Below are 23628 nucleotides of genomic sequence, written 5' to 3'. Positions count from 1 at the left end.
TCATACCGGCTTGCTTAACTTTACCTGGCAATATGGGATATAGGAAAACGAGCGTTTGTTTTATGAAAAAAATTGCAACTATTTTACGACAATCATCCATCTCATTTTTCAGACAGGCTTATCCGCCACAATGCCTGTTTGAAAAACACAAACACCAGCTGATAAGGCTTTCTGGTATATAATCAACAACATTTTTCCACCCGCCTGTCTGCTTAAATTTAGAGGCCGATATCATGAATCCGCACACACTTCCCGACCCCCGTCCTTACCCGACCGACCCTGTTAAAAACGACTTATTGCTCTACGCAGGCCAGATTGCGCACTCAAAAAGCGGTGCACAAAGAAAGCTGGCGGAAGAATCGCTGCATGCAGGTATTTTCGGCATGTTGCAGCAAAACCATTATTTAGGTTTGTCCGTAGCCATGAGCATGGTGCCGGACGCTGTAACTTACTGCGCATTATTGGATAGTCTGAACAACGTATTACAAGCCAAAACCGATGATGAAATCCAATGGTTTGCTTTGCCTGTGGTTTTGGTGGCCGGCTGCAATCAAGATTTAGAAATTTCCGGCAAATCGCCGACCATCGAGCTGGCCGCCTGTTTAGCCAATTATCCGCACAGCCGGGCACTCACTCATGCCACATGGCTGCCAAACTTAGTTTCCGCTTCGCGGCTTTCCGCCATCAATGCAGGGCAATGGTTTGCAGCCAAACAAAACACGGAAGCCGCCGCAGAGTTGGCTGCATCTTTCCCCGAAGAAAGCATTGCCATTCCTTCCGGCCAGTCGGTGCACGTTGTTTTTGCATTGGGATACGGCAGCCGCGCACTTTTGCCCGCACTCGGCATGAACTTGCGTGAAGCCGCCCTGCCGCTGATGCAGGTATGGCAGGAAAACCTAGCTGCTCCCAAACTCACCCTATTTACCAATCCTTTACCGCCTTCCACCCCACTGCACGCGCTTACCGACGGCAGCCACATGCGCTTGCGAATGGCCTTAGATGTGTTTTCCGCCAATGCCATCCGCGCCATCCGATTGCAAAGCCCGCGTGTCGGCGTAGTGGTGGCTGCGCAAGCCGGCGGTAAACTTTTATTTGGATTCAGCGCCACAGACCACCGCTTCGGCCTGCAGCCGCAAGTTTTCTCCTGGCCGCTCTCGCCCATGGACCGCATCGAAACCATACAGCAAGATTTTTTAGACTTAATGGTTGAATGCCAAGTGGAACACATCCGCCTGCTGCACGCTGTTTTGCCTGAAAGCGGAGAGCTGCCGGATTATGAACAAGCGCTCAAACTGGCCGGACACAACCCTCTGTTTTCACAAGAATCCTAAACAGAAAATCTGCAAATCCGCATGAAAAACACCCAAAATATCCTTTTCGTTTGCCTCGGCAATATTTGCCGCTCCCCCATGGCGGAATATGTGTTCCGCCACAAAGTGCAGGCAGCAGGGCTGGCAGATTGGATTACTGTCGACAGCGCGGGCACTTCGGGCTATCACGACGGCGAAGGCATGCACCGAGGAACGGCTGCTGTTTTACGAGCCAAAGGCATTGATCACAGCGAATTCATCAGCTCACGCGTCCGCCCCGCCGATGCGGATAAATTCGACCTGTTTATCGTGATGGACGACAGTAATCTGGCCAACTTGAAACAAATCGTGCCCCTGCGTGACGGGCAGGCTTTCAAGCTCACAGACCTGATTCCCGAATCCGGTTACACACACGTGCCCGACCCTTACTACACCGGCGACTTCGAGGAAACTTTCCGCTTGGTTGATGCGGCTGCCGATGCTTTATTAAATAAACTCAAAATGGCAGATTAGGCCGCAGATACACAAAATGCCTGTCTGAAATTTTTCAGACAGGCATTCATTAAATCCCTAACCTATGTGATCAGCGAACCACACCACAAGCCATACGGTGGCCGCCGCCACCCAGTTTGGCAGGCGTATCGCTATAATTGTCTCCGCCCTCGTGAATCATCAGCGAACGGCCTTTCAGCGTTTTGATGTCTTTGATGCGCGGAGCGACCACAGGCTGAACATGGCCTTTGGCATCCACTGCCAGCGCAGGCAGGTCGCCTAAGTGGCCGCTGTCATCCCACGGGCTCTTGTGTGCACCCGTTTTCTTCGGATCCCAGTGTCCGCCGGCGCCCAAGCCCGCAACCTTTTTACCATCTTTTTCACCCGGTGCACAGCTTGGTTTTTCATGAACATGAAAACCATAAATACCCGCGTTCAAACCTTCCAGTTTGGGTGTAAACACCGCACCATGTTTGCTTTGGGTAATGCGGATTTCACCGATCGGCTTATCGCCTTTTTCCACGTCCAGCAAAGAAACCGGAACCACAATCTCACTCTGCGCAAACGCTGCAAACGGCGCAGCACACAAAAATAAAGCGGTAATGATTTTTTTCATAATCGTATCCTATTCTCTGAATTTGCCCAAAACGGGGCTGGCTTTATAACAGATAAACCCAATTATTTCAAAGCATACAGCACATATGCCCAGCTTAATCAACCTAAAGGTAAAAAGCCAAGGCCTTTAAAAGCATATCACGGTCGGTTCGGCACAATGCCTGTCTGAAAACACAATATCACCCAAACCTGCTTTCAGACAGGCATCGCATAGAGTATGATACGCACCCATCTATTCTTTAAAACGCCAATAACCATGAAAGCACGTTTTATCACGCTCGACGGCATCGACGGCGCCGGCAAATCCACCAATCTGGCTGTTATCAAAAGCTGGTTTGAAGCCCGCAAACTGCCTGTTTTATTTACCCGCGAACCCGGCGGCACACCGGTTGGAGAGGCTTTGCGCAAAATCCTGCTCAACCCGGCCACGCAAGCCGGTTTACGCACCGAAACGCTGATGATGTTTGCCGCACGCTGCCAGCATATCGAAGACGTGATTCTGCCGGCGTTGGAAAAAGGCATTCATATTGTGTCCGACCGTTTTACCGACGCCACCTTCGCCTATCAGGGCGGCGGACGCGGCGTACCTCTGGCCGACATCGAAATATTGGAAAACTGGGCACAAGGCAGCCTGCGCCCCGACTTAACCATTCTGCTTGACGTGCCGCTTGAAGTTTCCATGAGCCGCTTGTCCGAAACACGCGAAAAAGACCGCTTTGAGCAAGAAGAAGCCACTTTCTTCACCCGTGTGCGGGAAGCCTATCTGCAACGCGCCGCAACAGCACCGCAACGTTATGCCGTGATTAACAGCAACCGCGACCGCAGCTTGGTGCAAGCCGACATTGAAGCCGCATTAACACAGCATTTTCAGTTAACATAATGCCTGTCTGAAAAAGAAATACCCTCCATGATCTACCCTTGGCACACCGAACAATGGCAGCAAATCGCCGAACATTGGCACACACGGCCCAACGCCTGGCTGTTTAGCGGCAAAGAAAACACCGGCAAAACCACATTTGCCCGCCATTTGGCACAAGCGCTTTTATGCGAGTCACCAACCGCATCGCATGAACCTTGCGGCACCTGCCCGTCATGCCACTTGTTCAGCCAGAACAGCCACCCCGATTTTTATGAACTCACACCCGAAATCCCCGAAGGTGAAGCCGTCGGCCGCAAATTGCTGCAAATCAAAATCGACGCGGTGCGCGAGCTGATTGCCCAAGTGCAGCTCACATCCGTACGCGGCGGGTTGCGCGTTGTATTGATTCACCCCGCCGAAAGCATGAACCTGCAAGCGGCCAACGGGCTTTTAAAAATCCTCGAAGAGCCGCCCGCCGATGTCGTGTTCCTGCTAATCAGCCACAACCGCGACAAACTTCTGCCGACCATCAAAAGCCGCTGCCGCCAAATGGTATTGCCCGCCCCAAGTTACAAAGAGGCGCTGACCTATCTAAACAACAACCAAACCGAAAATGCCGCCGCTCTATTGGCTTTCCACAGCGGCGCACCACTGTTTCCCCTTGATGCCGAACAAGACGAAATGCGTGAAGAATTATGCGCCCTGCTCGCCCAACCGAGACTTTTGGCCATACTCGATTACGCCGCCGCATTCGACAAAAAAAAGTGGCCGCTGGCCATATTTATCGATTGGCTGCAAAAATGGCTGCTGGATATAGGCTTGGCGCAACAAAAAATCGCCCCGCTCTACTTCCCCGATTACGCAGCAAAGCTGGCCGACATCGCCCAAACAACCAAACCCGCCACACTCTTCAAACTCACAGACACTTTAAACCGCCTCAGCCCTTACGGCCACCACACCTTGAGTGTTAAAATGCAGCTTGAATTTTTACTGACCGAGTATCTGTCATTCAGACAAAACAAATAATTACCAAGGAAAACCTTATGAATCTTACCAACTTGCCCGGCAAAATGATGTCTGTACAGCTTAAAGACAAAGCCGTGCTGTATAGCAGCTATATGCCGTTTTTAGAATTCGGCGGCGTGTTCGTCCCTTCCGAAGACACCTTCAAACTCGGCGACGAAGTGCTGCTCGCCATCGAACTGGGCGAAGACGGCGACAAAAAATTCCTGCGTACCAAAGTAGCCTGGATTAACCCTTCACGTACCTCCGCCAACCGCCCTAAAGGCATTGGCTTGGCGTTCGACTCAGACGAAATCAGCATTGCCGTACGTAACAAAATCGAAAACATGCTGGGTAATGTATTGCGCAGCGAACGCCCTACTTATACTCTATAAAACACAGCGGGCAGCAGCCCGCTTTGATAGCTGTAAAATCATGGCCCAACAGCCATACCTTTTCAGACAGGCATACACGCCCATTGAAATCATCCGGTGAAACATAATGGCCAAAAAGTTTCCCATCCATCCCAAAAATCCTGAACGCATCTGCTGGGGTTGCGATAAATACTGCAAAAGCAACGACCTGCAATGCGGCAACGGCTGCGAACGCATTCAGCATCCAACAGAACTCGACGGCCCCGATTGGTATAAAACCGGCGACTGGAGCAACCTACTCAGCACAGAACAGCAAATAGAGTTAGGCTTAAAGCCCGCACCAGAAGCCAAACCCAAAAAACCGCACATCAAACTGCCGGTTTCCACCTAAAACCGCTTTAAAACATCATGCAACTGATTGATTCACACTGCCACCTCAATTTCGAAGGCCTTGCCAACCGCCTGCCCGAAGTGCTTGTCAACATGGAAAACAACCAAGTCAAGCAAGCACTTGCTATCAGCGTCAGCAAAAAAAGCTTTGCCGAAACGCTAACCATTGCCGAGCAGCATCCGCAGATTTACGCCACCGTCGGCATCCATCCTGATGATCCCGATACCGAAGAATTCACCATCACCGAATTACTCGAACACGCCCGCCATCCGAAAGTGGTCGGCATAGGCGAAACCGGCTTGGATTACCATTGGTGCAAAGGCGACTTAACTTGGCAACGTCAACGCTTTGCCGACCACATCGAAGCAGCCAACCAAAGCGGCCTGCCTCTGATCGTGCACACCCGCGACGCCGCAGACGACACCATGGCCATGCTCAAAGCCCATCAAGCCCATGCCGGCGTGATTCATTGCTTTACCGAAGATGTGCGCGTTGCCAAACTCGCGCTGGATTTGGGGTTTTACATTTCATTCTCCGGCATCGTTACTTTCAAAAATGCGCCGCTGATTCAGGAAGCCGCCCGCTACACGCCGCTAGACCGAATTTTAGTTGAAACCGACGCTCCTTTCCTCGCCCCTGTTCCCAAGCGGGGCAAGCCCAACGAACCGGCATATGTACGCCATACCGCAGAATTCCTTGCGCAACTGCGCAGCGATACATTGGAAAACATCGCCGCAGCAACCACAGCCAATTTTTATCGTTTATTCAATAAAGTTCCCAGGTTCAATGAAGCAAATTAAACAATGCCTGTCTGAAAAAGTTTTCAGACAGGCATTTTCCAATCACAACTTTACTTAGCCAATCACATTAGCAGCACTAAGCGCCAATTGCTGCTCAGAATCAAAATGCGCGATCACAACAGGCTTATCCGAACCCGCCGCCTGATAGGAGAGTGTTTTCTCTGCCACGTTTACAATCAAGAGAGTTTGGCTGTTGTCCAACACATCCGTGCTGTTTACCAACACTTCCGACCATTTGAAATCCCCGCTCCTGTCTTCAAACAACGGCCGAAGCCCGCCTAAATCCAACACATCTTCTTCGGCATTAAAATCAGTCAGCACATCGGCTTGGCCTTCGCCGACATCGCCGGCAGCAAACACAAACGTGTCCCGACCCGCGCCGCCGGTAAGCGTGTCGCTACCCGGACCGCCTTGCAGAACATCTTCGCCGTCGCTGCCGGAGAACACTTCATTAGCATCCGTACCTTTCAACGACACGCCGCCGATTTTGTTTACCGCCAAGTCCGACTCTGCCTGTCCGGCTTTTGCTTCGGCATGTCCGGTTCCCGCATCAGCATTGCCCTGCGCATTTCCCATTTCTTCAGGCAGGCTGTCTTTATTCAAAGCATCCGCGCCGAATGCCGCTTCAATAAAATCGGAATAACCGTCGCCGTCGCTGTCGGCATTGTCCACTGCCGTGCCGATATGCCGTTCCTGCACATTGGTCAACCCGTCATTATCATCGTCTAAATTTTGGAAGTGTTTGTCGACACGGTAGCCTTGTGAAAATTGGGCTTGGAGTTCGGGGGTATTGCTGTAAAATTTGTTCAGCAAATGATGATCATTAAATAATTTTGGTGGTTTTTCGTTGGAAAATACGTTGTAAATCCCTAAAAATACATCTGACAAATCTATTCCCGAGTTTTCATCTACAGGAACATTAGGAAAATAACTTGTTGGTTCATAAGCACTACTTTCCACCAAATTTCTCATCACATTCTTATTTATCCAATCCACCCAATCACCTTTAATCACAAAGGATTTAGTTTTTTGGTGAACATCGCCGTTATCAAATATTTCCGTTTTCAAATACTCACGGGTATTGTTAACCGCTTCGTTCAAGCCTTTATTTCGAGGAAGCCAACTCGCTAATACATTCGTATTATTAAGCGCTGCAGGATTAAATAAACCGCTACGCACAAAATCTTCAGACCATTCTTTATTGGTTTGCATGGTATGCGCGGCAAAATATTGGGCAAGGTATCCACCTAAAGAATGGCCGGTTGCATAAACCTTATCAGGATTAAATTCAGCAACCGCTTGAGCCACTCCGTTCAACTCATGAACCTGCGGCGGCGCAAAGCCAAGTGCAAGCGCACCATCTGTCAGGTAATCCAATATATCCGAGCTTTTCGTTCCTTCAAAACTTACAACAATATTGCGATAACCGTTTTCCGTTTTCCCGTTACCGAAAATTGCATAATCTAGCTCCCCTCCTGTCTGTTCCATCTTGAGCAATTCCCAATCTTTACTAAATTCCCTTACATCGGCTTGGCCTGAAAATTTATCCAAATTCTGATTAATCTCGTTAATGGCAACTTCAGACTGCTGATTTAGTGCTTCATTCAAAGTATCTTATGAAACTTCCGACAAACTGAGCAACATCCTCAAATCGCGGTCAGACACATTCCAATCATTCGGGTTGCCGTCCACACTGTCGATTAAGCCGTCACCGTCACTGTCCTTATCATAAGCGGCCAAAATATTCTTGGCCGCCCAATCTTGGTTTTGTTCTATATAAGTTTTTAAGGCCTCTATTTTTTCAGCAGTCGGTTTTGCATTGCCTGATTCGGTGCCGGCCGATAACGTCTGCACATTCGTTGATGAAAATGTATCGGCTGATCCGGCAACAGGCGCGGAAAACCGCGGTTGGTTTCCTACGCTATGCGCCGCGGCCACAGCAGCCTGACTTGATAAAGAATCGGTTTGATGGGGTAAATTTCTCGTATGATTGGTCAGACTCATTATAGAACTCCTTTGGAAAAATTGTTTTGTCATATTAAAATCAAATAAGTTCCGTAATAATGCCTGTCTGAATTTTTTCAGACAGGCATTCAATCAAACTAAAATTTACTTAGCGACAACCGTGTTGAAAACAACCATAATTCAAAAAATGTGCAATCTGTTCCGCCACCGCCTTATTAACCAACATACCTGTATGTGATACCGGTAATACGATATGGTCGGCAAGGTTTTCGGTTTTGGTTTCCTCAAGTAAAACCGTTCCATCATTAGTGCCTTTAAGTTCAAATACTTTTCCCAACCCCAAAGAATAATTGCCGGCAATGCTGCCCCATTCGACATTTCCCGCTATCTTCGGCGCCGAACCATCGAGCGCTTCCCCGTAGGCTTTACCCAGAGCAAACGGTGCAAGCCGATGCAGCTTGTGTGCAATACAGCTACCTTGGTGCGGCGTACCCAACGTTACCACTCTGCCACGCACCAAATCAGGATATTCTGCCGCAAAGCGGCGTAGCACCAATCCGCCCAGGCTATGCCCCACAAAATGTAACGGTTCATCAGTTTGGGCGTAATGCGCCCGCACTTGCTTGACAAATGCTTTACAATGTGCATCAAAATTTTGAAACACACTGTAATAGCCGAATACTTTTGCTTCAAAGCCATGGTTTTTAAGCAATCGTGCCAACGGCAGCATAGCCCATGCATGCATATGTATACCATGTAGAAGGAGCACATGACCGGTCATTACTTGACTCTCTGTTAATTGATTGAAACGACATCAAGTCCACAATATAGCAAATAAACTTAGTATAAATATTAAGTTTCACAGCCATAATGAAGCAACTTAAAAATTATACGCTCGCGATACTTGAACTCAATCCGAGCATGGCGGTACTGTTTATACAAATAATTTAACTATATGCTCATAACATTTTTCTAAACTGCTATAAGCAATAAAAAAGACCGCATTATAAAATGCGGTCTTTTTGAAACCTAAATCCTATTCGCGGATCAGCTAAACATATTATTTCAGCTTGGTTTCTTTATACATAACGTGTTTACGGGCAACCGGATCAAATTTTTTGATTTCCAGCTTGCCGGGCATAGTACGTTTGTTTTTGGTAGTGGTGTAGAAGTGGCCAGTACCAGCAGAAGATTCCAGTTTGATTTTATCGCGCATGGCTTTATTCCTTTAACAATTGAAATTAAGCTTCGCCGCGAGCACGCATTTCGGCCAAAACTACGTCGATGCCTACTTTATCGATGGTGCGCAATGCTGCGTTGGATACACGCAGGCGAACCCAGCGGTTTTCACTTTCTACCCAAAAACGGCGTGTTTGCAAGTTAGGCAAAAAACGACGTTTGGTTTTATTATTGGCGTGTGACACGTTGTTGCCGCTCATCGGGCGCTTACCGGTCACTTTACAAACTCGTGCCATGATTGGACTCCAAACTTCTTAATGAAAATAGTAAAACGCGATTTATACCATAAAATCCTGTTTCTATTCAAGCATGTTTTCTGAAAAAAGGATTTTATGGCGCCAAACCGCCGACAATTTGTTGTTTTCCCAAACACACAGGGAAAGAGGCGGAATTATAACAAATTTTCTGCTGCCTGCCTATTTCTAGGCCATGCCTGTCTGAAAAAGCTTTCAGACAGGCATGGCTTTATTCGCTTTCCAAGCTCAGATAGCTGCTTTGTTTGAGGGCGCGGAAAAATTCGGCTGTGTAAAGATTGCGCTCGTTGCCGGAAAGCTTTGCCCAGCGGGTTTTTTCTTCAAATTTGTTAATCGCTTCCTGCGGCTGCAAATGTACATAGCGCAGCATGTCTTCGATGGTGTCGTGCTCTTCCATTCCGGCAAATTCTACCTGGCCGTTTTCGCGTATATATACGTTGACAGAATCGGTGTCGCCAAACAAATTATGCATATCGCCCAGAATTTCTTGGTATGCACCTACCATAAACACACCGAGAATATAAGGTTCGCCTTCTTTCAGTGCATGGACGGGCATGCTGGTTTCGATACTTTGGCGGTCAACATACTGGCTGACTTTGCCGTCGGAATCGCAGGTTAAATCCTGCAATACGGCGCGGCGTGTCGGCTGCTCGTTGAGGCGGTGTATCGGCATGATGGGGAGCACTTGGCCGATGGCCCAAGTATCGGGCAAGCTTTGGAACACGCTGAAATTGCAGAAGTATTTGTCGGCCAGTTTGTCGGTTAAGTCGTCATATACCTGCCGTTGGCTGCGTCCACTGCTGGTCAGCTTTTGCTTCAGCCTGCGGCATAATACGGCGTGCAGCTGTTCGGCCAAAGCTTTTTCAGACAGGCTTATGCGGCCCTCCACGTAATTTTCGTTCACTTCCACCAGATAATGGCCGATGCGGTAATACGTTTCGGTAATCATTTCGCTGTCGATGCCTTTTTCCAGCAAAGTAACCAGCTTCTGAGTGGCAAACGATAATTCGGACACATTCTCAATCTGCGGCACTTCTTCAGGCAGGCGCTCCACATCAGTAACGTTCATCACCAACACGGCATGGTGTGCAGTCATGGCGCGGCCGGATTCGCTGAACACGTTGGGATGCGGGATATTGTGTTCGTTACAATATTCTTGCAGCATAGAAACAATTACATGCGAATATTCTCCGATGTCGTAATTTACCGAGCTGGCATTGCGCGAGTGCGTGCCGTCGTAGTCCACGCCCAAGCCGCCGCCTACATCTACATACTCTACCGGCAAGCCCAAGGAACGCAGCTCGGCAAAATAGCGCACGGCCTCTTTAAAGCTGGAACGGTAATCGCCGATGTTGGCGATTTGTGAACCCATATGGAAGTGCATCAGTTTTACGCAATCGCTCAATCCGGCTTCTTTGAGCTTTTCGGCAGCGGAAATCAGTTGCGCGGCGGAAAGGCCGAATTTACCTTTTTCACCGCCCGTGTCGGCCCATTTACTGGATGCCAGCGAAGAGAGGCGCACGCGTAAGCCGATATTGGCCTTGATACCGAGCTTGGCTGATTCCTCAATTACCAAATCTACTTCGGCTTCTTTTTCAATCACGATAAACACTTCATGCCCAAGCCGCTGGCCGATTAATGCCAAGCGGATGAAGTCGCGGTCTTTATAGCCGTTGCACACGATGACACCGTTTTTCGGCGCATAAGCGAGCACAATCATTAGCTCCGGCTTGGAGCCGGCTTCCAAACCGATAGACACTTCATCGTTTTTCGGCACGATAATATTCTTAACCACGCTTTCCTGCTGGTTCACTTTAATCGGATAAATCGCCGTGTATTTACCCTGATAATCCAGTTTGCGGATAGATCGGTTAAACGCCTTACACAAGCGGTATACCCTGTCTTGCAAAATATCGGGAAAGCGAAACAGCATAGGCAGATCCTGCCCGCGGCCGTTGAGCTGCTGCACCAGATCATACAGGCTGATTTCCGTACCACGTTCGGGATTGGGTTTCACTATTACCTCGCCCGCCTCGGATACTGAAAAATAACCGTCACCCCAGTGGCGGATGCCGTAAAGGCCGGCACTCTCTGTTGCATTCCATGTCATGACTTAAATCCCTTGTTAAGCGTGTATTCCATAAAGCCTTTGATTGTAATTCAATATGATGCCTGTCTGAAAAACTTTTTCAGACAGGCATATCTTTTTGTTCGTTTCCCCAGCGGCACATCATATCCAACACCGGCATCAGCGATTGCCCTTTTTCAGACAGGCCGTACTCCACCTTAGGCGGTACTTGCGGATATTCGGTGCGGATAATCAAACCGTCGGTTTCTAGCTCTTTCAAAGTACTCGAAAGTGTTTTGAAAGAAATGCCGCCCACACAGCGCTTCAGCTCGTTAAAGCGCATAACCGGTGGGTTTTTATGCAGCCAATACATAATCAACATTTTGTATTTACCGCCGATCAGCGACAAAGTGTAACCGAATCCTGTGTTAGCCAAATCTGTAACTAACGGATTACATGGTGTTTTAATCATCTGAACTCTCCTCAAAGTAAGTACCTAACCTACACGTGCGTACTTGTTAAACCAATCGCCTGATTATATGCTGACGCTCATGATTCGCAACAGGATAGCAAAATGAATCCCAATCACCCTTTAATCCAAACTGTGCAAAAACTGATAGACGCAGGCTGCCACTACCGCCTAGACGAATTGGCGCAATATTACACACCTGATTTACACATTATTATTGTCCAGCCCAACGGGAAAACGGCGCAGTTTGATTATGAACAGAACATGGCATTTTTCCGCCAGCGTTTAAAAGCAGGCCTGACTGCACTCAATACCTCTGCTCGGTTTGATTACGTCGGCGAACAAGGCGATACGGGCTATGTTATCACCACCCGTAATTTAGACTTGGGAGCGGGCGAACAAACTATTGTTTTTTCTTTGATGCTTAGGCAAGAGGCAGGCCGCTGGCGAGTTTTTCGGGAACATGCGATAGTGACGGCTTAATTAAAGAATGTCTGTCTAATAAAGAATATCTTGAAGGGAGTATATGATGAAAAAAACCTTGATTATTGTGGCTCATCCAGACATTAAGCATTCAACTGTTAATTCGCGCTGGATTCATGAGTTGGAAAAATACCCCGAAACATTCACGATACACCAACTCTACCAAAGTTACCCTGATGGCCATATCGACAAATTATTCGAACAAAAGCTGATTGAATCCCATATGAATATCGTATTACAATTTCCTGTTTATTGGTTCAGCAGCCCCCCACTATTAAAGCAGTGGCAGGATGAAGTGTTAACTTATGGTTGGGCATATGGGGTTCACGGCGACAAATTGCGCGATAAGAAAATGGGATTAGCAGTTTCGACGGGTATCACCGCTCAAGATTACTCGCAGCAAGGACGTTGGGGTATGACTTTGCCGGAAATATTGTCTCCATTTGAGCTGACAGCCAAATATATAAGAGCCGATTATCAAACACCTTTTATTTTTTACGGTATAGACAGCCATGCGAGTTACAACGCTGAAGCTTTACAAAAAATTGACCAAAGTGCTCAAAATTATATCGAATATTTGCAGCGGATATTCAGATAATTTAATACCGATAAAGTATTTTTAAACCAAATTAATTGTTAGCATGGTATTTAATTGCTGATTTTCCATTACTGTATCAGGCAACAAAGTCTCCCCATAAAGTTTGCATAGCGGCAATTGCCGCCAACGCAGCGGTTTCCGTACGCAACACCCGCTTGCCCAGCAATACAGACTGAAATCCCGCTTCAAAAGCAAGAGCTTCCTCTTCCGGAGTCCAACCACCTTCAGGGCCCACCATAAACACGATTTTTTTAGGATTCCCGACCACATCTTTCAAACTCTGCGCCTGATTCAAACCCAGCAACAGCTTCACGTCGCTTTCAGGTAGGCATTGCAGCATTTCCTTAAATCCCATTAGCGGCGATACGGTCGGCACGATATTGCGGCCGCTTTGTTCGCAAGCGGAAACCACAATTTCCTGCCAGCGCGCCACCCGCTTCTCTGCACGCTCGCCGCCCAGTTTAACAATGCTGCGCGCGCTGGATACGGGAATAATCCGCTTCACGCCCAATTCCACGCTTTTTTGCAGGGTAAAATCCATACGTTCGCCGCTGGATACGGCCTGCACCAATGTAATGTCCAGCGGCGATTCGTTATCGCTTTCCTCTTCTTGTGTGATTAAAGCCTGAGCGGATCTTTTCGACAGCGCCTGCAACACGGCGGGGTAGCTTTTTCCGTTTCCATTAAACAAAACAATCTCTTCGCCTTCGCGCAGACGCAGCACATTCACATGGCGAACCACTTCGGCAGGAAGCTCAAAGGTTTTACCGACTGCCAGTTCGGCTTCAAGATAAAAACGAGGCATGTTTTTATAGAAAAAATGGGTTAATATAAACCCGCAATTATACCCAAACCGGAAATTTTAAGGACAAACCGTGTTAAACCGACTGCAAACATTGGTGCGCGAAGTGGCTCGCGCCGAAGTGATGCCACATTTTCTCAACACCAGCGTCAGCCGCAAACAAGACGGCAGCTTGTTTTCAGAAGCCGATCTCACCTCGCAGGCGGCATTTGCCTATGGTTTGCCCGATATTATCGATTGCCCGATGCTGGGCGAAGAAATGACTGAAGCCCAACAGCGCCAATTATGGAAAAACTCGGATAGCGGCTTATGGGTTGTCGACCCTATCGACGGTTCCAACAATTTCATCAACGGCATTCCCCATTTCGCCTTATCGGCTGCTTACATTGAAAACGGGCGGGCGCAATTAGGCGTGGTATATAACCCTGCAAGTGATGAATGCTTTTATGCCGAACGCGGCAAAGGCGCTTTCCTCAACGGCCGTCCCCTGCCGCTGCGCCGATCAGACAAAAAACTCCAACATGCAATTGCCGGCGTGGAAATCAAATATCTGCGTTCCGGCAAACTTTCCAGCCGCATCAATACACTCTCCCCTTTCGGCAGCATCAGAAGTTTGGGCAGCAGCACTTTGGATTGGTGCTATCTTGCTTCCGGGCGCTATGATGTTTATGTACACGGCGGGCAGAAATTGTGGGACTATGCAGCAGGCGCGCTGATTTTTGAAGAAGCCGGCGGCTTGCTCGCTACGCTGGAAGGCGACGATTTCTGGAGCGGCCAACATGTATTTAAACGCTCGGTTATCGCCGCACTGCAGCCGGAACTGTTTGCCACATGGCTGAAATGGATCAGAGAAAACCAATAAAGTGGATTTAACCAAGGTTTCCCTGCATGCCTGATAATACACTCAATTTAATATTTAAATTGCAATACTTAACAGTTATTAAAATTAACTTGGTTATAATTCAATTGTCTCACAAAGGTTGTTCATCTCCCTGCAACCTAAGTAAGTACGACATTTTCCCGTATATGTATTGGCCATTCACGCTTCCCCGCATGAATGGTTTTTTTTATCTGTATGGCGCAATTACCTAATAAACTGGTAGAAAACAACAAATCAATGTTTATGTTTTAGCTAAGGCGCACCGGTTCTGTATTTTAACAGCAAGGAACGCATCCTATGTTGGTTTTCTAAACGAACGCCATGCCTGTCTAAAAAGAGAGCCGAGCCTAAAAGTTTTTAGGCTCGGCTCTCTTTTTAGACAGGCATTAAGCTACTTCAATAATCACTTTCATTGCTTTCTCTTCTGCCGCATGTTTAAACACATCATATGCCTTTTCCATCTCGGCAAATTTGAAATGGTGTGTTGCCAATTTAGCCAACGGCAACTTACCTGATTCACAAGACTTCAACAACATCCCGGTAGTATTTGCATTCACCAAGCCTGTTGTAATCGTCAAGTTTTTAATCCACAGCTTTTCAAGCTCAAAATTCACTGATTTGCCATGTACACCCACGTTGGCAATATGGCCGCCTGCTTTAACCACTTTTTGACAAATATCCCAAGTAGGTTCAATGCCAACAGCTTCCATCGCACAATCCACACCTTTACCGCCGGTAATCTCTAATACTTTGGCAACGGCATCTTCTTTAGATGAATTGATTGTATGAGTGGCGCCCATTTCTTTAGCCATTGCCAAGCGGTTATCATCCATATCGATGGCAATGATGGTTGCAGGTGAATAGAATTGAGCAGTTAACAAACAGCCCATACCAATAGGGCCGGTGCCGACAATCGCCACAGAATCGCCAGGTTTTACATCACCATATTGCACGCCGATTTCATGTGACGTCGGCAAAACATCAGACAAGAACACGGCAACGTCAGTATTCAGGTTATCGGGCAGATGATACAGCGAGTTATCGGCAAAAGGCGTACGCACATATTCCGCCTGCGTTCCGTCAATCATATAACCCATAATCCAACCGCCGTCTTTTTCACAATGTGCATACAGCTGTTTTTGACAATTTTCACAAGAACCGCAACGGCTCACGCAAGAAACGATAACTTTATCGCCCTTTTTGAAATTTTTCACAGCAGAGCCAACTTCTTCAACGATACCTATGCCTTCATGCCCCAAAATGCGGCCTTTCCACTCACCTGTTTTCTCACGCGCCACTGCTTCAATTTCAGGGTTTTTACCTTTCCAAATACCTAAGTCAGTACCACAAATTGTGGTTTTAGTGATGCGGATAACGGCATCGGTCGGTTCGATAATAGTTGGAACCGGGCGCTCTTCAAAGCGGATATCGTTCTCACCATAATAAACCATTGCTTTCATTGTATTGCTCATAACTGTCTCCATTACTTGGTTACTTGAACTTAGTTACCCCAAACACCAATCTAGATACATGGATGCCTGTATTCAAAATAAATACAGCTCACTTTTCAGAATATTTCAAATGGCTATATACATTTCCACTTCAACACTGATCCAAACAAGGTTTAGGCTTCAATTCATTATAAGCCCCATTGCTCACAAGCTGCAAACCATCTTGAAATTTTTTATTTTAAAAACAATATGTTATATCATAACAATCTTAAATTATATTTAACTGAAAAACAAATTAAATCATTGCAACTGCATTACCAATAAACTTGATAGCACACAATGTTATTTCACTTTGCATGCTGAACGCATTAGCCGCAATAGTGAATATTAAAATATATTGGTTTTCAGACAGACATTTCCATAACTCATTCTCTTTATTGTCATACCCATCTAATCCCTTCACATAATAGAAGGGCTGAATCCTGCACAATACAGAATTCAGCCCTTACCCCGCTTGATCCAATCCCCTAAGTTTTTGGGTAATTCATAAAGCGGTGATTTTTAGCAAAACCAACAAACTTATACTTTGGCAGCAGCTGCTACTTCAGCAGCATAATCTACTTCTTTCTTCTCAATACCGTCGCCTACTTTGTAGCGAACGAAGCTCACTACTTCAGCACCGCTTTCTTTTAAGAATTGCGCAACAGTTTGATCAGGATTCATCACAAAAGCTTGGCCGTTTAAAGTGATTTCAGCCAAGAATTTTTTGATGCGGCCTTCAACCATTTTCTCTGCGATTTCAGCAGGCTTACCTGATTCAATAGCTTGTTGGGTGTAAATGTGGCGTTCTTTTTCGATGGTTTCCGCATCTACTTCATTTTCAGACACGCATTGAGGTTTGGCGGCAACGATGTGCATACCTACTTTACGGGCTACATCTTCGGCGCCTTTAAACTCAACCAACACACCTTCAGTTGCCAAAGCGCCATGAATGTAAGCAGTCAGATTATGAGCGGTTTCGATCACTTGGAAACGACGTACAGACATATTTTCGCCCAATTTGGCAATAATGGCTTTACGCTCTTCTTCAACCAAATTGCTCAGCTCTTCAACAGAAGCGGGCTTTTTCTCAACGGCGGTTTTAGCAACGAAATTAGCAAATTCAACAAAGCCGGCATCTTTAGCCACGAAGTCTGTTTCGCAGTTTACTTCAACCAAAGCGCCCACATTGCCTTCGATAGCATATGCCAACACGCCTTCAGCAGCGGTACGGCCGGCCAGTTTGCCGGCTTTAGCGCCGGATTTAATACGCAGGATTTCTTCTGCTTTTTCAATATTACCTTCGGCCTCAACCAAAGCTTTTTTACACTCCATCATGCCCAAACCGGTAGCGGCACGCAGATCGGCAACCATTTTTGCGGTAATTGCAGACATTTTTGTCTCCTAAGAAAATTTGAAAACGTAAAACACGGCAGGTACCGTGTATAACGAAAAGATTCAAAGCTCGTCTGAAACCTTTTTTCAGACAGGCCATTCGTATATAAGGATAAATTAAAGGGGCAGATGCCCCTTTAAACGATACCGAAGCTTAAACGGCTGAGGCTTCTTGAGCAGCTGCGACGGTTTCAGCCACAGCTTGGTTTTTACCTTCCAACACAGCATCAGCGATGCCGCGGCAGTACAAGCGGATGGCTTTGGCAGAATCGTCGTTACCGGGAATAACGTGTTTCACGCCATCAGGGCTGTTGTTAGTATCTACTACAGCGATAACCGGAATACCCAATTTCGCAGCTTCAACCAAAGTGCCGTGTTGGTAGCCGGTGTCGATTACGAAAATCGCGTCGGGCAAGCCTTTCATATCTTTGATACCGCCCAAAGAACGCTCCAGTTTTTCAACTTCGCGGGTCATATCCAACAATTCTTTTTTGTTGTAACCGCTGGCTTCCGCATTTTCCAAAACGGCTTTTTTCTCTTCTAGGCGTTTGATGGATTGCTTAACGGTTTTATAGTTGGTCAGCATGCCGCCCAACCAACGATGGTCAACATAAGGCATACCGGCACGGGTTGCTTCTTCGCGCACGATTTCACGCGCCTGACGCTTGGTGCCTACAAATAAGATGGTGCCTTTATTGGCAGCCAAACGGCGAACCACTTCTTGCGCTTCTTGAAACAGCGGCAGAGTTTTTTCCAGGTTTACAATGTGGATTTTGTTGCGCGCACCGAAAATGTATTGCTCCATTTTCGGGTTCCAGTAGCGGGTTTGATGGCCGAAGTGAACGCCTGCTTCCAGCATTTGGCGCATGGTAATTTGAGACATTTAAATTTCCTTTTCAAAGGGTTAGATGCAAACACCGGCGCACAGAACCTGCTGGTGCAGGCACCCTTCGGCGCACGATGCGAGCGTTTTAAAAAATTAAATAAAAAGGCTTTCATAGGGAAAGCCGCAAAATTATATAGAAATCTCCTTAATCAGGCAAGGATTTATCCTTTTTATTCATTTCCTTATTCAAACGCTTATTGCGCCTGCGGGTCATAACTACCCAAAACATAAACAGCGTGGGCAAAATTGTCCAAAAAAACAAATAAATCAATTTTCTAGCAATACCCGGTTGCGCCAGGGAAAACATCATGGTAGTAAAAATATAGCCGATGGCGATGATGTGCCACATAGTGTGTATTTCTTTCTTCAAAAACCTTGAAAATTTTGATCCTGCAAGCTTGACAATATCCTATACCAAGAACTGTTTGTCTGCATAATTTGAAACACCCTTAGCTATCTTTATTTCAACCCGCCGACAAAATCCGCTTATCCCGACATTGTTTTTTTTCAGACAGGCATTGCCTTTTTGAAAAACACTTTTGCTATAATCGGGCACTTAACTTTGTAATCTACCACACTTAAAAATAAGGAATCCCCTAAAATGGCAGACTTCAACAAAATTCTTGACGCTGGCGATGTGGATGGCGGCATCATCAACGTAGTGATTGAAATCCCCGCCGGTTCCAACCACAAAATCGAATGGAACCGCAAGCTGGCCGTGATGCAGCTCGACCGCGTTGAGCCGGTTGCTTTCGCCAAACCCACCAACTACGGCTTTATCCCGCAAACTTTGGATGAAGACGGCGATGAACTAGACGCGCTCATCATTACAGACACGCCGCTGCCAACCGGCATTTTTATGGAAGGCAAAATCATCGGCGTGATGAAATTTGTTGACGACGGCGAAGTGGACGACAAAATCGTTGTGGTACCTGCCGACGACCGCAACAATGGCAACGCCTACAAAACTTTAAGCGATTTGCCCCAACAGCTGATTAAACAAATCGAATTCCACTTCAACCACTACAAAGACCTGAAAAAACCGGGCACTACCCAAGTAACCAAGTGGGGAGATGTGGAAGAAGCCAAAGAAGTTATCCGCGAATCACAAGCGCGTTGGAAAGCGCTGTAAGCACACAAACGCTGCTTTATTTATAGAATAAAGCAGCGTTTTCTATTTTCAGACAGGCATTCCAAACCTACTCCCCAAATCCTTTCCTGTACTGATATGCGGCACATTCAAACCGATTATCCGCAGCGGTTTATTTTTGCCCGAAACCCAACTATAATCAGCGCGGACTTATTAATTACACATGATTACAAACAGGAGATTCCACAATGGCACTCGTATCCATGCGCCAATTACTCGACCATGCAGCAGAAAACGGCTACGGTCTTCCCGCATTTAATGTAAACAACCTTGAGCAAATGCGTGCCATCATGGAAGCCGCCGACCAAACCGGCGCTCCCGTTATCGTTCAAGCCAGCGCCGGCGCACGCAAATACGCAGGCGCCCCATTCCTGCGCCACTTGATTCTGGCTGCTGTGGAAGAATTTCCGCATATTCCCGTAGTGATGCACCAAGATCACGGCACATCGCCGGCCGTATGCCAACGCTCCATCCAACTGGGCTTTTCATCTGTGATGATGGACGGCTCCCTGATGGAAGACGGCAAAACTCCTTCCAGCTACGAATATAATGTTGATGTAACCCGCAAAGTGGTTGAGTTTTCACACGCTTGCGGCGTGTCTGTAGAAGGTGAAATCGGTGTATTGGGCAACCTTGAAACCGGTGAAGCAGGCGAAGAAGACGGTGTTGGTGCGGTTGGTAAGCTTTCACACGATCAAATGCTTACCAGCGTGGAAGATGCCACCCGCTTCGTAAAAGATACCGGCGTTGATGCGCTGGCCATTGCCATCGGCACCAGCCATGGCGCATATAAATTTAGCCGCAAACCTACCGGCGACGTATTGCGCATCGACCGCATCAAAGAAATCCACGAAGCCCTGCCCAACACCCACTTGGTAATGCACGGTTCTAGCTCTGTACCGCAAGAATGGCTGAAAATCATCAACGAACACGGCGGCGGCATCGGGGAAACCTACGGTGTGCCGGTTGAAGAAATCGTAGAGGGCATCAAACACGGCGTGCGCAAAGTGAATATTGATACCGACCTGCGTCTCGCTTCTACCGGCGCCATCCGCAAATTCATGGCTGAGAATCCTGCCGAATTCGACCCGCGCAAATATCTGGCTAAAACCGTAGAAGCCATGAAGCAAGTGTGTATCGACCGCTATCTGGCATTCGGCTGCGAAGGCCAGGGCGCCAAAATCAAACCGATTTCACTCGATAAAATGGCCACTCTATATGCCAAAGGCGAGTTGAACCAAATCGTTAAATAAACATCTATACACAGCACAATGCCTGTCTGAAACATTTTCAGACAGGCATTTAAACATACGCATCGAAATTATTTATCAAGCGCAATATTCACATGACTGCGCCACACTAAGCAACAAACCATAAACGCTAAAAACACAGCAAGACAAAACAACGCGAACACGGTGCGCCATATTAAATTACAGCTACATACAAACCCCCCAAGCAGGAATCTTACATATGAATAAATTCTTTCTAACACTCACTACCGCCCTCCTCCTCAGCGCATGCGGTCAAAGCGAAGACAACGCTGCCGCTTCAAGTGCTTCCAATATTCCACCTGCTGCACCCGCATCCTCCGCTTCAGACAGCTGGATTACCGACAACGGCGAGCAAACCAACGCCCTCCCCCAACCGGCATCTATCCCCCATATTGTCACACCTGCTTCTGCGCCTGCTCCGGCTTCCGCTCCCATTTTACCTGCGGACACAGCATCAGCAGCCAAAGCATCATCAGCTCCTTCAGGCAAACTGGCTTCGGAATGCGAATCCCTGATTAACCGCATGAGCCGCTGCTACGACCGGCTTCCTGAAGAATCCGCCGCAGAGATGAAAGCCACTTTGAATGATTTGCGCGCCTCATTAGTGGGCACAGACGGCAACATCTGCAAAACCACCATGACAGAAGAATTCAACGGCTCGGCCGCCGCACTCGGTTGCGAATAAAACCGAACAAACCATGCCTGTCTGAAAACTTTTCAGACAGGCATTCCCAGAGAGAATGGGCAAAGCCCAATATATAGTCATTTAAATGAGTGTTCGTCACCAAGCCGCAAACAATATAACAAAACGCACAAAACACCGCGGCGGCAATTCAGTTAAATGACCATAATTTATAAAAAACAAAATCAACATAATGATCACATACAAATCAACCTTGCCCGCGTTATTGGCCGCCTGCCTGCTGGCCGCCTGCCACAACGCCGAACAACCACAAAGCAAAGCCGTTCACCAAGCCGCCTCCGCAACCGAAGCAGCATTTGAACCGCAAGAAACAATCAAGCCGCCAAAGAACGAGCCGTCACGCGATGCCAACGGCTTATTGCCTGCCTGCGCAGCCTATGTCCGCCAGCTTGAAGCCTGCTACAACAGGCTGCCCAAAGCCTCTGCCGCGCCCTATCGGGAAACGCTCACAGAAACAAAAGAAGCCTTGAAAGAAGCCGACAGCCAAGCCTGCGAAATGATGAGCCAGGATTTCAAAAAAACAGTTAAAACATTGAAATGCGGCTGACCCGCTCCTATGCTTGCCTGAGCAAAGTGTTATAATCTCTCCGTTTTATCCAATCATCCAGAGAAGCACACACATGCCCATTATCATCAAAACGCCCGAAGAAATCGAAAAGATGCGCGAACTCGGCCGCTTGGCCGCCGAAGCACTGGATTATATAGGCCAATTCGTCAAACCCGGGGTTACCACAAACGAGCTTAACAAGCTGATTCACGATTACCATATCGACGTACAAGGCGGCTATCCCGCCCCACTCAACTACGGCAACCCGCCCTACCCAAAATCATGCTGCACATCCGTCAACCAAGTTATCTGTCACGGCATTCCCGATGACAAACCACTCAAAAACGGCGACATCATCAATATCGACGTAACCATCAAAAAAGACGGGTTTCACGGCGATTCCAGCCGCATGTTTGCCGTAGGGCAAATCAGCCCGCAAGCCCAGCGCCTGATTGACATAACCCATGCCAGCATGATGGCCGGCATCGAAGCCGTGAAGCCGGGCGCCACTTTGGGCGATATCGGCCATGCCTGCCAACAAGTTGCCGAAAACGCCGGCTATTCCGTGGTGCAGGAATTTTGCGGTCACGGTATCGGGCGCGGTTTTCACGAAGAACCCCAAGTGCTGCATTACGGCAAAAAAGGGCAAGGCGTCGAACTCAAGCCCGGCATGATTTTCACAATTGAGCCGATGATTAACCAAGGCAAACGCCATCTGCGCATCCTTGCCGACGGCTGGACAGTCGTTACCAAAGACCGCTCGCTCTCCGCCCAATGGGAACATGAAGTTTTGGTTACCGAAACCGGCTACGAAATCCTTACCATCAGCCCGGCAACAGGCCAGCCTTAACCCGGCTCTATCCACCCGAAAAGCTTAAAAAAGCGCCGCCATAATTTAAGTATGGGCGGCGCTTTTTATAGCTTTCGCTAAAAGCATAAAATGCCTTCCGCATCAGCAATTTCATCGTAACAAGCCTGCTTTTCTAACATTGTTCCATTTCTCACACATATTTATATGTTTTTATGTTAAGTAAGCACTATTTTATTCGATTACAGTTGAAATTATTCTTTAAGCCCTTATACTGCAAATGCATAATCTGCAACATCATAAAAACGACTTTTTAAAACAATAAAAGTTATTGCCAATCACATAATAGGTAAAAGGAAACGTACTAATGGCTAATTTTGAAAAAATTGATAATATTCGCGACATCCGTCGCAATTTGGGCATGAACCAAGTTGATTTCTGGAGCAAACTGGGGGTTACTCAATCCGGCGGTTCCCGCTACGAATCAGGCCGCAACATGCCGAAACCCGTTCGCGAACTTCTTCGTTTGGTGCACATCGAAAAAGTGGATTTGAGCAAAATCAACAGCGATGATTTAGCGGTTGCCTCTATGCTGAAAGAGCAAAATCCCGAGCTATACGAACAACTGTTGGTAGACTCACGCACCAAAAAATCATAAGCTTAACACAGTCAAATATTTCAGACAGGCATTCCCAAAACAAGAATGCCTGTCTGAATTTTTATCATCAAATCAACTTCAAGCAGCAATTTATCTTCCATCAATCGCCATACTCCACT

29 protein-coding genes are annotated in these 23628 nt (G+C 47.3%); 16 read left to right on the top strand and 13 right to left on the bottom strand.

Annotation, left to right across the window (positions count from 1 at the left end; genetic code table 11):
• The first annotated feature begins 233 nt into the window (after positions 1-233).
• Complete coding sequence (locus AKG09_RS03920; RefSeq protein ID WP_054618177.1) at positions 234-1331, top strand: hypothetical protein; 1098 nt, start codon at positions 234-236, stop codon at positions 1329-1331.
• Positions 1332-1352: 21 nt separating this feature from the next.
• On the top strand, positions 1353-1823 hold the full coding sequence (locus AKG09_RS03915; protein WP_054618176.1) for a low molecular weight protein-tyrosine-phosphatase: 471 nt from the start codon (positions 1353-1355) through the stop codon (positions 1821-1823).
• Between the two features lie 70 nt (positions 1824-1893).
• On the opposite strand, the gene AKG09_RS03910 is transcribed toward AKG09_RS03915, so the two are convergent.
• Positions 1894-2418: a superoxide dismutase family protein gene (locus tag AKG09_RS03910; protein WP_054618175.1), complete on the bottom strand. Its 525-nt coding sequence runs from the start codon at positions 2416-2418 to the stop codon at positions 1894-1896.
• A gap of 255 nt (positions 2419-2673) precedes the next feature.
• Between AKG09_RS03910 and tmk the strand changes: the two genes are divergently transcribed.
• From tmk to AKG09_RS03885, 5 genes are all read left to right on the top strand, one after another.
• The gene (tmk, locus tag AKG09_RS03905; RefSeq protein ID WP_040667218.1) at positions 2674-3297 is read left to right on the top strand and encodes a dTMP kinase; all 624 of its coding nucleotides are present in this window, start codon (positions 2674-2676) and stop codon (positions 3295-3297) included.
• Between the two features lie 27 nt (positions 3298-3324).
• Positions 3325-4302, top strand: a complete 978-nt coding sequence (locus tag AKG09_RS03900; protein ID WP_054618174.1) for a DNA polymerase III subunit delta' — start codon at positions 3325-3327, stop codon at positions 4300-4302.
• Between the two features lie 17 nt (positions 4303-4319).
• A complete protein-coding gene (locus AKG09_RS03895; protein ID WP_009117627.1) occupies positions 4320-4673 on the top strand; it encodes a PilZ domain-containing protein in 354 nt (117 codons plus the stop codon).
• Positions 4674-4779: 106 nt separating this feature from the next.
• A complete protein-coding gene (locus AKG09_RS03890) occupies positions 4780-5043 on the top strand; it encodes a DUF3079 domain-containing protein (RefSeq protein ID WP_054618173.1) in 264 nt (87 codons plus the stop codon).
• 17 nt (positions 5044-5060) lie between these two features.
• A complete protein-coding gene (locus AKG09_RS03885) occupies positions 5061-5843 on the top strand; it encodes a TatD family hydrolase (RefSeq protein WP_054618172.1) in 783 nt (260 codons plus the stop codon).
• A 54-nt stretch (positions 5844-5897) separates the two neighbouring features.
• Here the strand turns inward: AKG09_RS03885 and AKG09_RS03880 are convergent, their stop codons facing one another.
• From AKG09_RS03880 to AKG09_RS03850, 7 genes are all read right to left on the bottom strand, one after another.
• The gene (locus tag AKG09_RS03880; RefSeq protein WP_054618171.1) at positions 5898-7451 is read right to left on the bottom strand and encodes a hypothetical protein; all 1554 of its coding nucleotides are present in this window, start codon (positions 7449-7451) and stop codon (positions 5898-5900) included.
• Between the two features lie 6 nt (positions 7452-7457).
• Positions 7458-7847, bottom strand: coding sequence for a hypothetical protein (locus AKG09_RS03875; RefSeq protein ID WP_054618170.1), 390 nt, complete (start codon positions 7845-7847; stop codon positions 7458-7460).
• 109 nt (positions 7848-7956) lie between these two features.
• Entirely contained in the window at positions 7957-8589 is a 633-nt protein-coding gene (locus AKG09_RS03870; RefSeq protein WP_054618169.1) for an alpha/beta fold hydrolase, read from the bottom strand.
• Positions 8590-8868: 279 nt separating this feature from the next.
• Positions 8869-9024: a 50S ribosomal protein L33 gene (rpmG, locus tag AKG09_RS03865; protein WP_009117634.1), complete on the bottom strand. Its 156-nt coding sequence runs from the start codon at positions 9022-9024 to the stop codon at positions 8869-8871.
• Positions 9025-9049: 25 nt separating this feature from the next.
• The gene (gene rpmB / locus AKG09_RS03860; RefSeq protein ID WP_054618168.1) at positions 9050-9283 is read right to left on the bottom strand and encodes a 50S ribosomal protein L28; all 234 of its coding nucleotides are present in this window, start codon (positions 9281-9283) and stop codon (positions 9050-9052) included.
• A 229-nt stretch (positions 9284-9512) separates the two neighbouring features.
• Positions 9513-11411 (bottom strand): arginine decarboxylase, encoded by a 1899-nt coding sequence (gene speA / locus AKG09_RS03855; protein ID WP_054618167.1) that lies wholly within the window; start codon positions 11409-11411, stop codon positions 9513-9515.
• Between the two features lie 79 nt (positions 11412-11490).
• Positions 11491-11841, bottom strand: coding sequence for a helix-turn-helix domain-containing protein (locus tag AKG09_RS03850; RefSeq protein WP_054618166.1), 351 nt, complete (start codon positions 11839-11841; stop codon positions 11491-11493).
• 102 nt (positions 11842-11943) lie between these two features.
• On the opposite strand from AKG09_RS03850, the gene AKG09_RS03845 reads away from it, so the two are divergent.
• Together AKG09_RS03845 and AKG09_RS03840 are read left to right on the top strand one after the other, a co-directional pair.
• A complete protein-coding gene (locus AKG09_RS03845) occupies positions 11944-12321 on the top strand; it encodes a nuclear transport factor 2 family protein (RefSeq protein ID WP_054618165.1) in 378 nt (125 codons plus the stop codon).
• 43 nt (positions 12322-12364) lie between these two features.
• The gene (locus AKG09_RS03840) at positions 12365-12919 is read left to right on the top strand and encodes an NAD(P)H-dependent oxidoreductase (protein ID WP_231623895.1); all 555 of its coding nucleotides are present in this window, start codon (positions 12365-12367) and stop codon (positions 12917-12919) included.
• 76 nt (positions 12920-12995) lie between these two features.
• On the opposite strand, the gene AKG09_RS03835 is transcribed toward AKG09_RS03840, so the two are convergent.
• Positions 12996-13724, bottom strand: a complete 729-nt coding sequence (locus AKG09_RS03835; protein ID WP_054618163.1) for a 16S rRNA (uracil(1498)-N(3))-methyltransferase — start codon at positions 13722-13724, stop codon at positions 12996-12998.
• A gap of 70 nt (positions 13725-13794) precedes the next feature.
• Between AKG09_RS03835 and AKG09_RS03830 the strand changes: the two genes are divergently transcribed.
• Positions 13795-14583, top strand: a complete 789-nt coding sequence (locus AKG09_RS03830) for an inositol monophosphatase family protein (RefSeq protein ID WP_054618162.1) — start codon at positions 13795-13797, stop codon at positions 14581-14583.
• 404 nt (positions 14584-14987) lie between these two features.
• Here the strand turns inward: AKG09_RS03830 and AKG09_RS03825 are convergent, their stop codons facing one another.
• The 4 genes from AKG09_RS03825 to AKG09_RS03810 form a co-directional block, all read right to left on the bottom strand.
• A complete protein-coding gene (locus tag AKG09_RS03825; protein ID WP_197272114.1) occupies positions 14988-16061 on the bottom strand; it encodes a zinc-dependent alcohol dehydrogenase family protein in 1074 nt (357 codons plus the stop codon).
• A gap of 570 nt (positions 16062-16631) precedes the next feature.
• Positions 16632-17486 carry a translation elongation factor Ts gene (tsf, locus tag AKG09_RS03820; RefSeq protein WP_054618160.1) on the bottom strand — a complete coding sequence of 285 codons (855 nt, stop codon included), beginning with the start codon at positions 17484-17486 and terminating at the stop codon, positions 16632-16634.
• Positions 17487-17640: 154 nt separating this feature from the next.
• The gene (gene rpsB, locus AKG09_RS03815) at positions 17641-18369 is read right to left on the bottom strand and encodes a 30S ribosomal protein S2 (RefSeq protein ID WP_054618159.1); all 729 of its coding nucleotides are present in this window, start codon (positions 18367-18369) and stop codon (positions 17641-17643) included.
• Positions 18370-18517: 148 nt separating this feature from the next.
• Positions 18518-18721 (bottom strand): hypothetical protein, encoded by a 204-nt coding sequence (locus tag AKG09_RS03810; protein WP_054618158.1) that lies wholly within the window; start codon positions 18719-18721, stop codon positions 18518-18520.
• A 252-nt stretch (positions 18722-18973) separates the two neighbouring features.
• On the opposite strand from AKG09_RS03810, the gene AKG09_RS03805 reads away from it, so the two are divergent.
• From AKG09_RS03805 to AKG09_RS03780, 6 genes are all read left to right on the top strand, one after another.
• Positions 18974-19504, top strand: a complete 531-nt coding sequence (locus AKG09_RS03805) for an inorganic diphosphatase (protein WP_009117645.1) — start codon at positions 18974-18976, stop codon at positions 19502-19504.
• 206 nt (positions 19505-19710) lie between these two features.
• A complete protein-coding gene (gene fba, locus AKG09_RS03800) occupies positions 19711-20775 on the top strand; it encodes a class II fructose-bisphosphate aldolase (protein ID WP_054618157.1) in 1065 nt (354 codons plus the stop codon).
• A 217-nt stretch (positions 20776-20992) separates the two neighbouring features.
• Positions 20993-21478, top strand: coding sequence for a hypothetical protein (locus AKG09_RS03795; protein WP_054618156.1), 486 nt, complete (start codon positions 20993-20995; stop codon positions 21476-21478).
• Positions 21479-21668: 190 nt separating this feature from the next.
• Positions 21669-22043 carry a hypothetical protein gene (locus AKG09_RS03790; RefSeq protein WP_054618155.1) on the top strand — a complete coding sequence of 125 codons (375 nt, stop codon included), beginning with the start codon at positions 21669-21671 and terminating at the stop codon, positions 22041-22043.
• 73 nt (positions 22044-22116) lie between these two features.
• A complete protein-coding gene (gene map / locus AKG09_RS03785; protein ID WP_054618154.1) occupies positions 22117-22893 on the top strand; it encodes a type I methionyl aminopeptidase in 777 nt (258 codons plus the stop codon).
• Between the two features lie 325 nt (positions 22894-23218).
• Positions 23219-23509: a DNA-binding transcriptional regulator gene (locus AKG09_RS03780; protein ID WP_009117651.1), complete on the top strand. Its 291-nt coding sequence runs from the start codon at positions 23219-23221 to the stop codon at positions 23507-23509.
• The last annotated feature ends 119 nt before the right edge of the window (positions 23510-23628 follow it).

Source organism: Neisseria sp. 83E34, from assembly GCF_001308015.1.
GTDB lineage: Bacteria > Pseudomonadota > Gammaproteobacteria > Burkholderiales > Neisseriaceae > Neisseria.
Note: the sequence above shows the minus strand (reverse complement) of the source record. Positions and strands in the feature narration are given on the sequence as shown.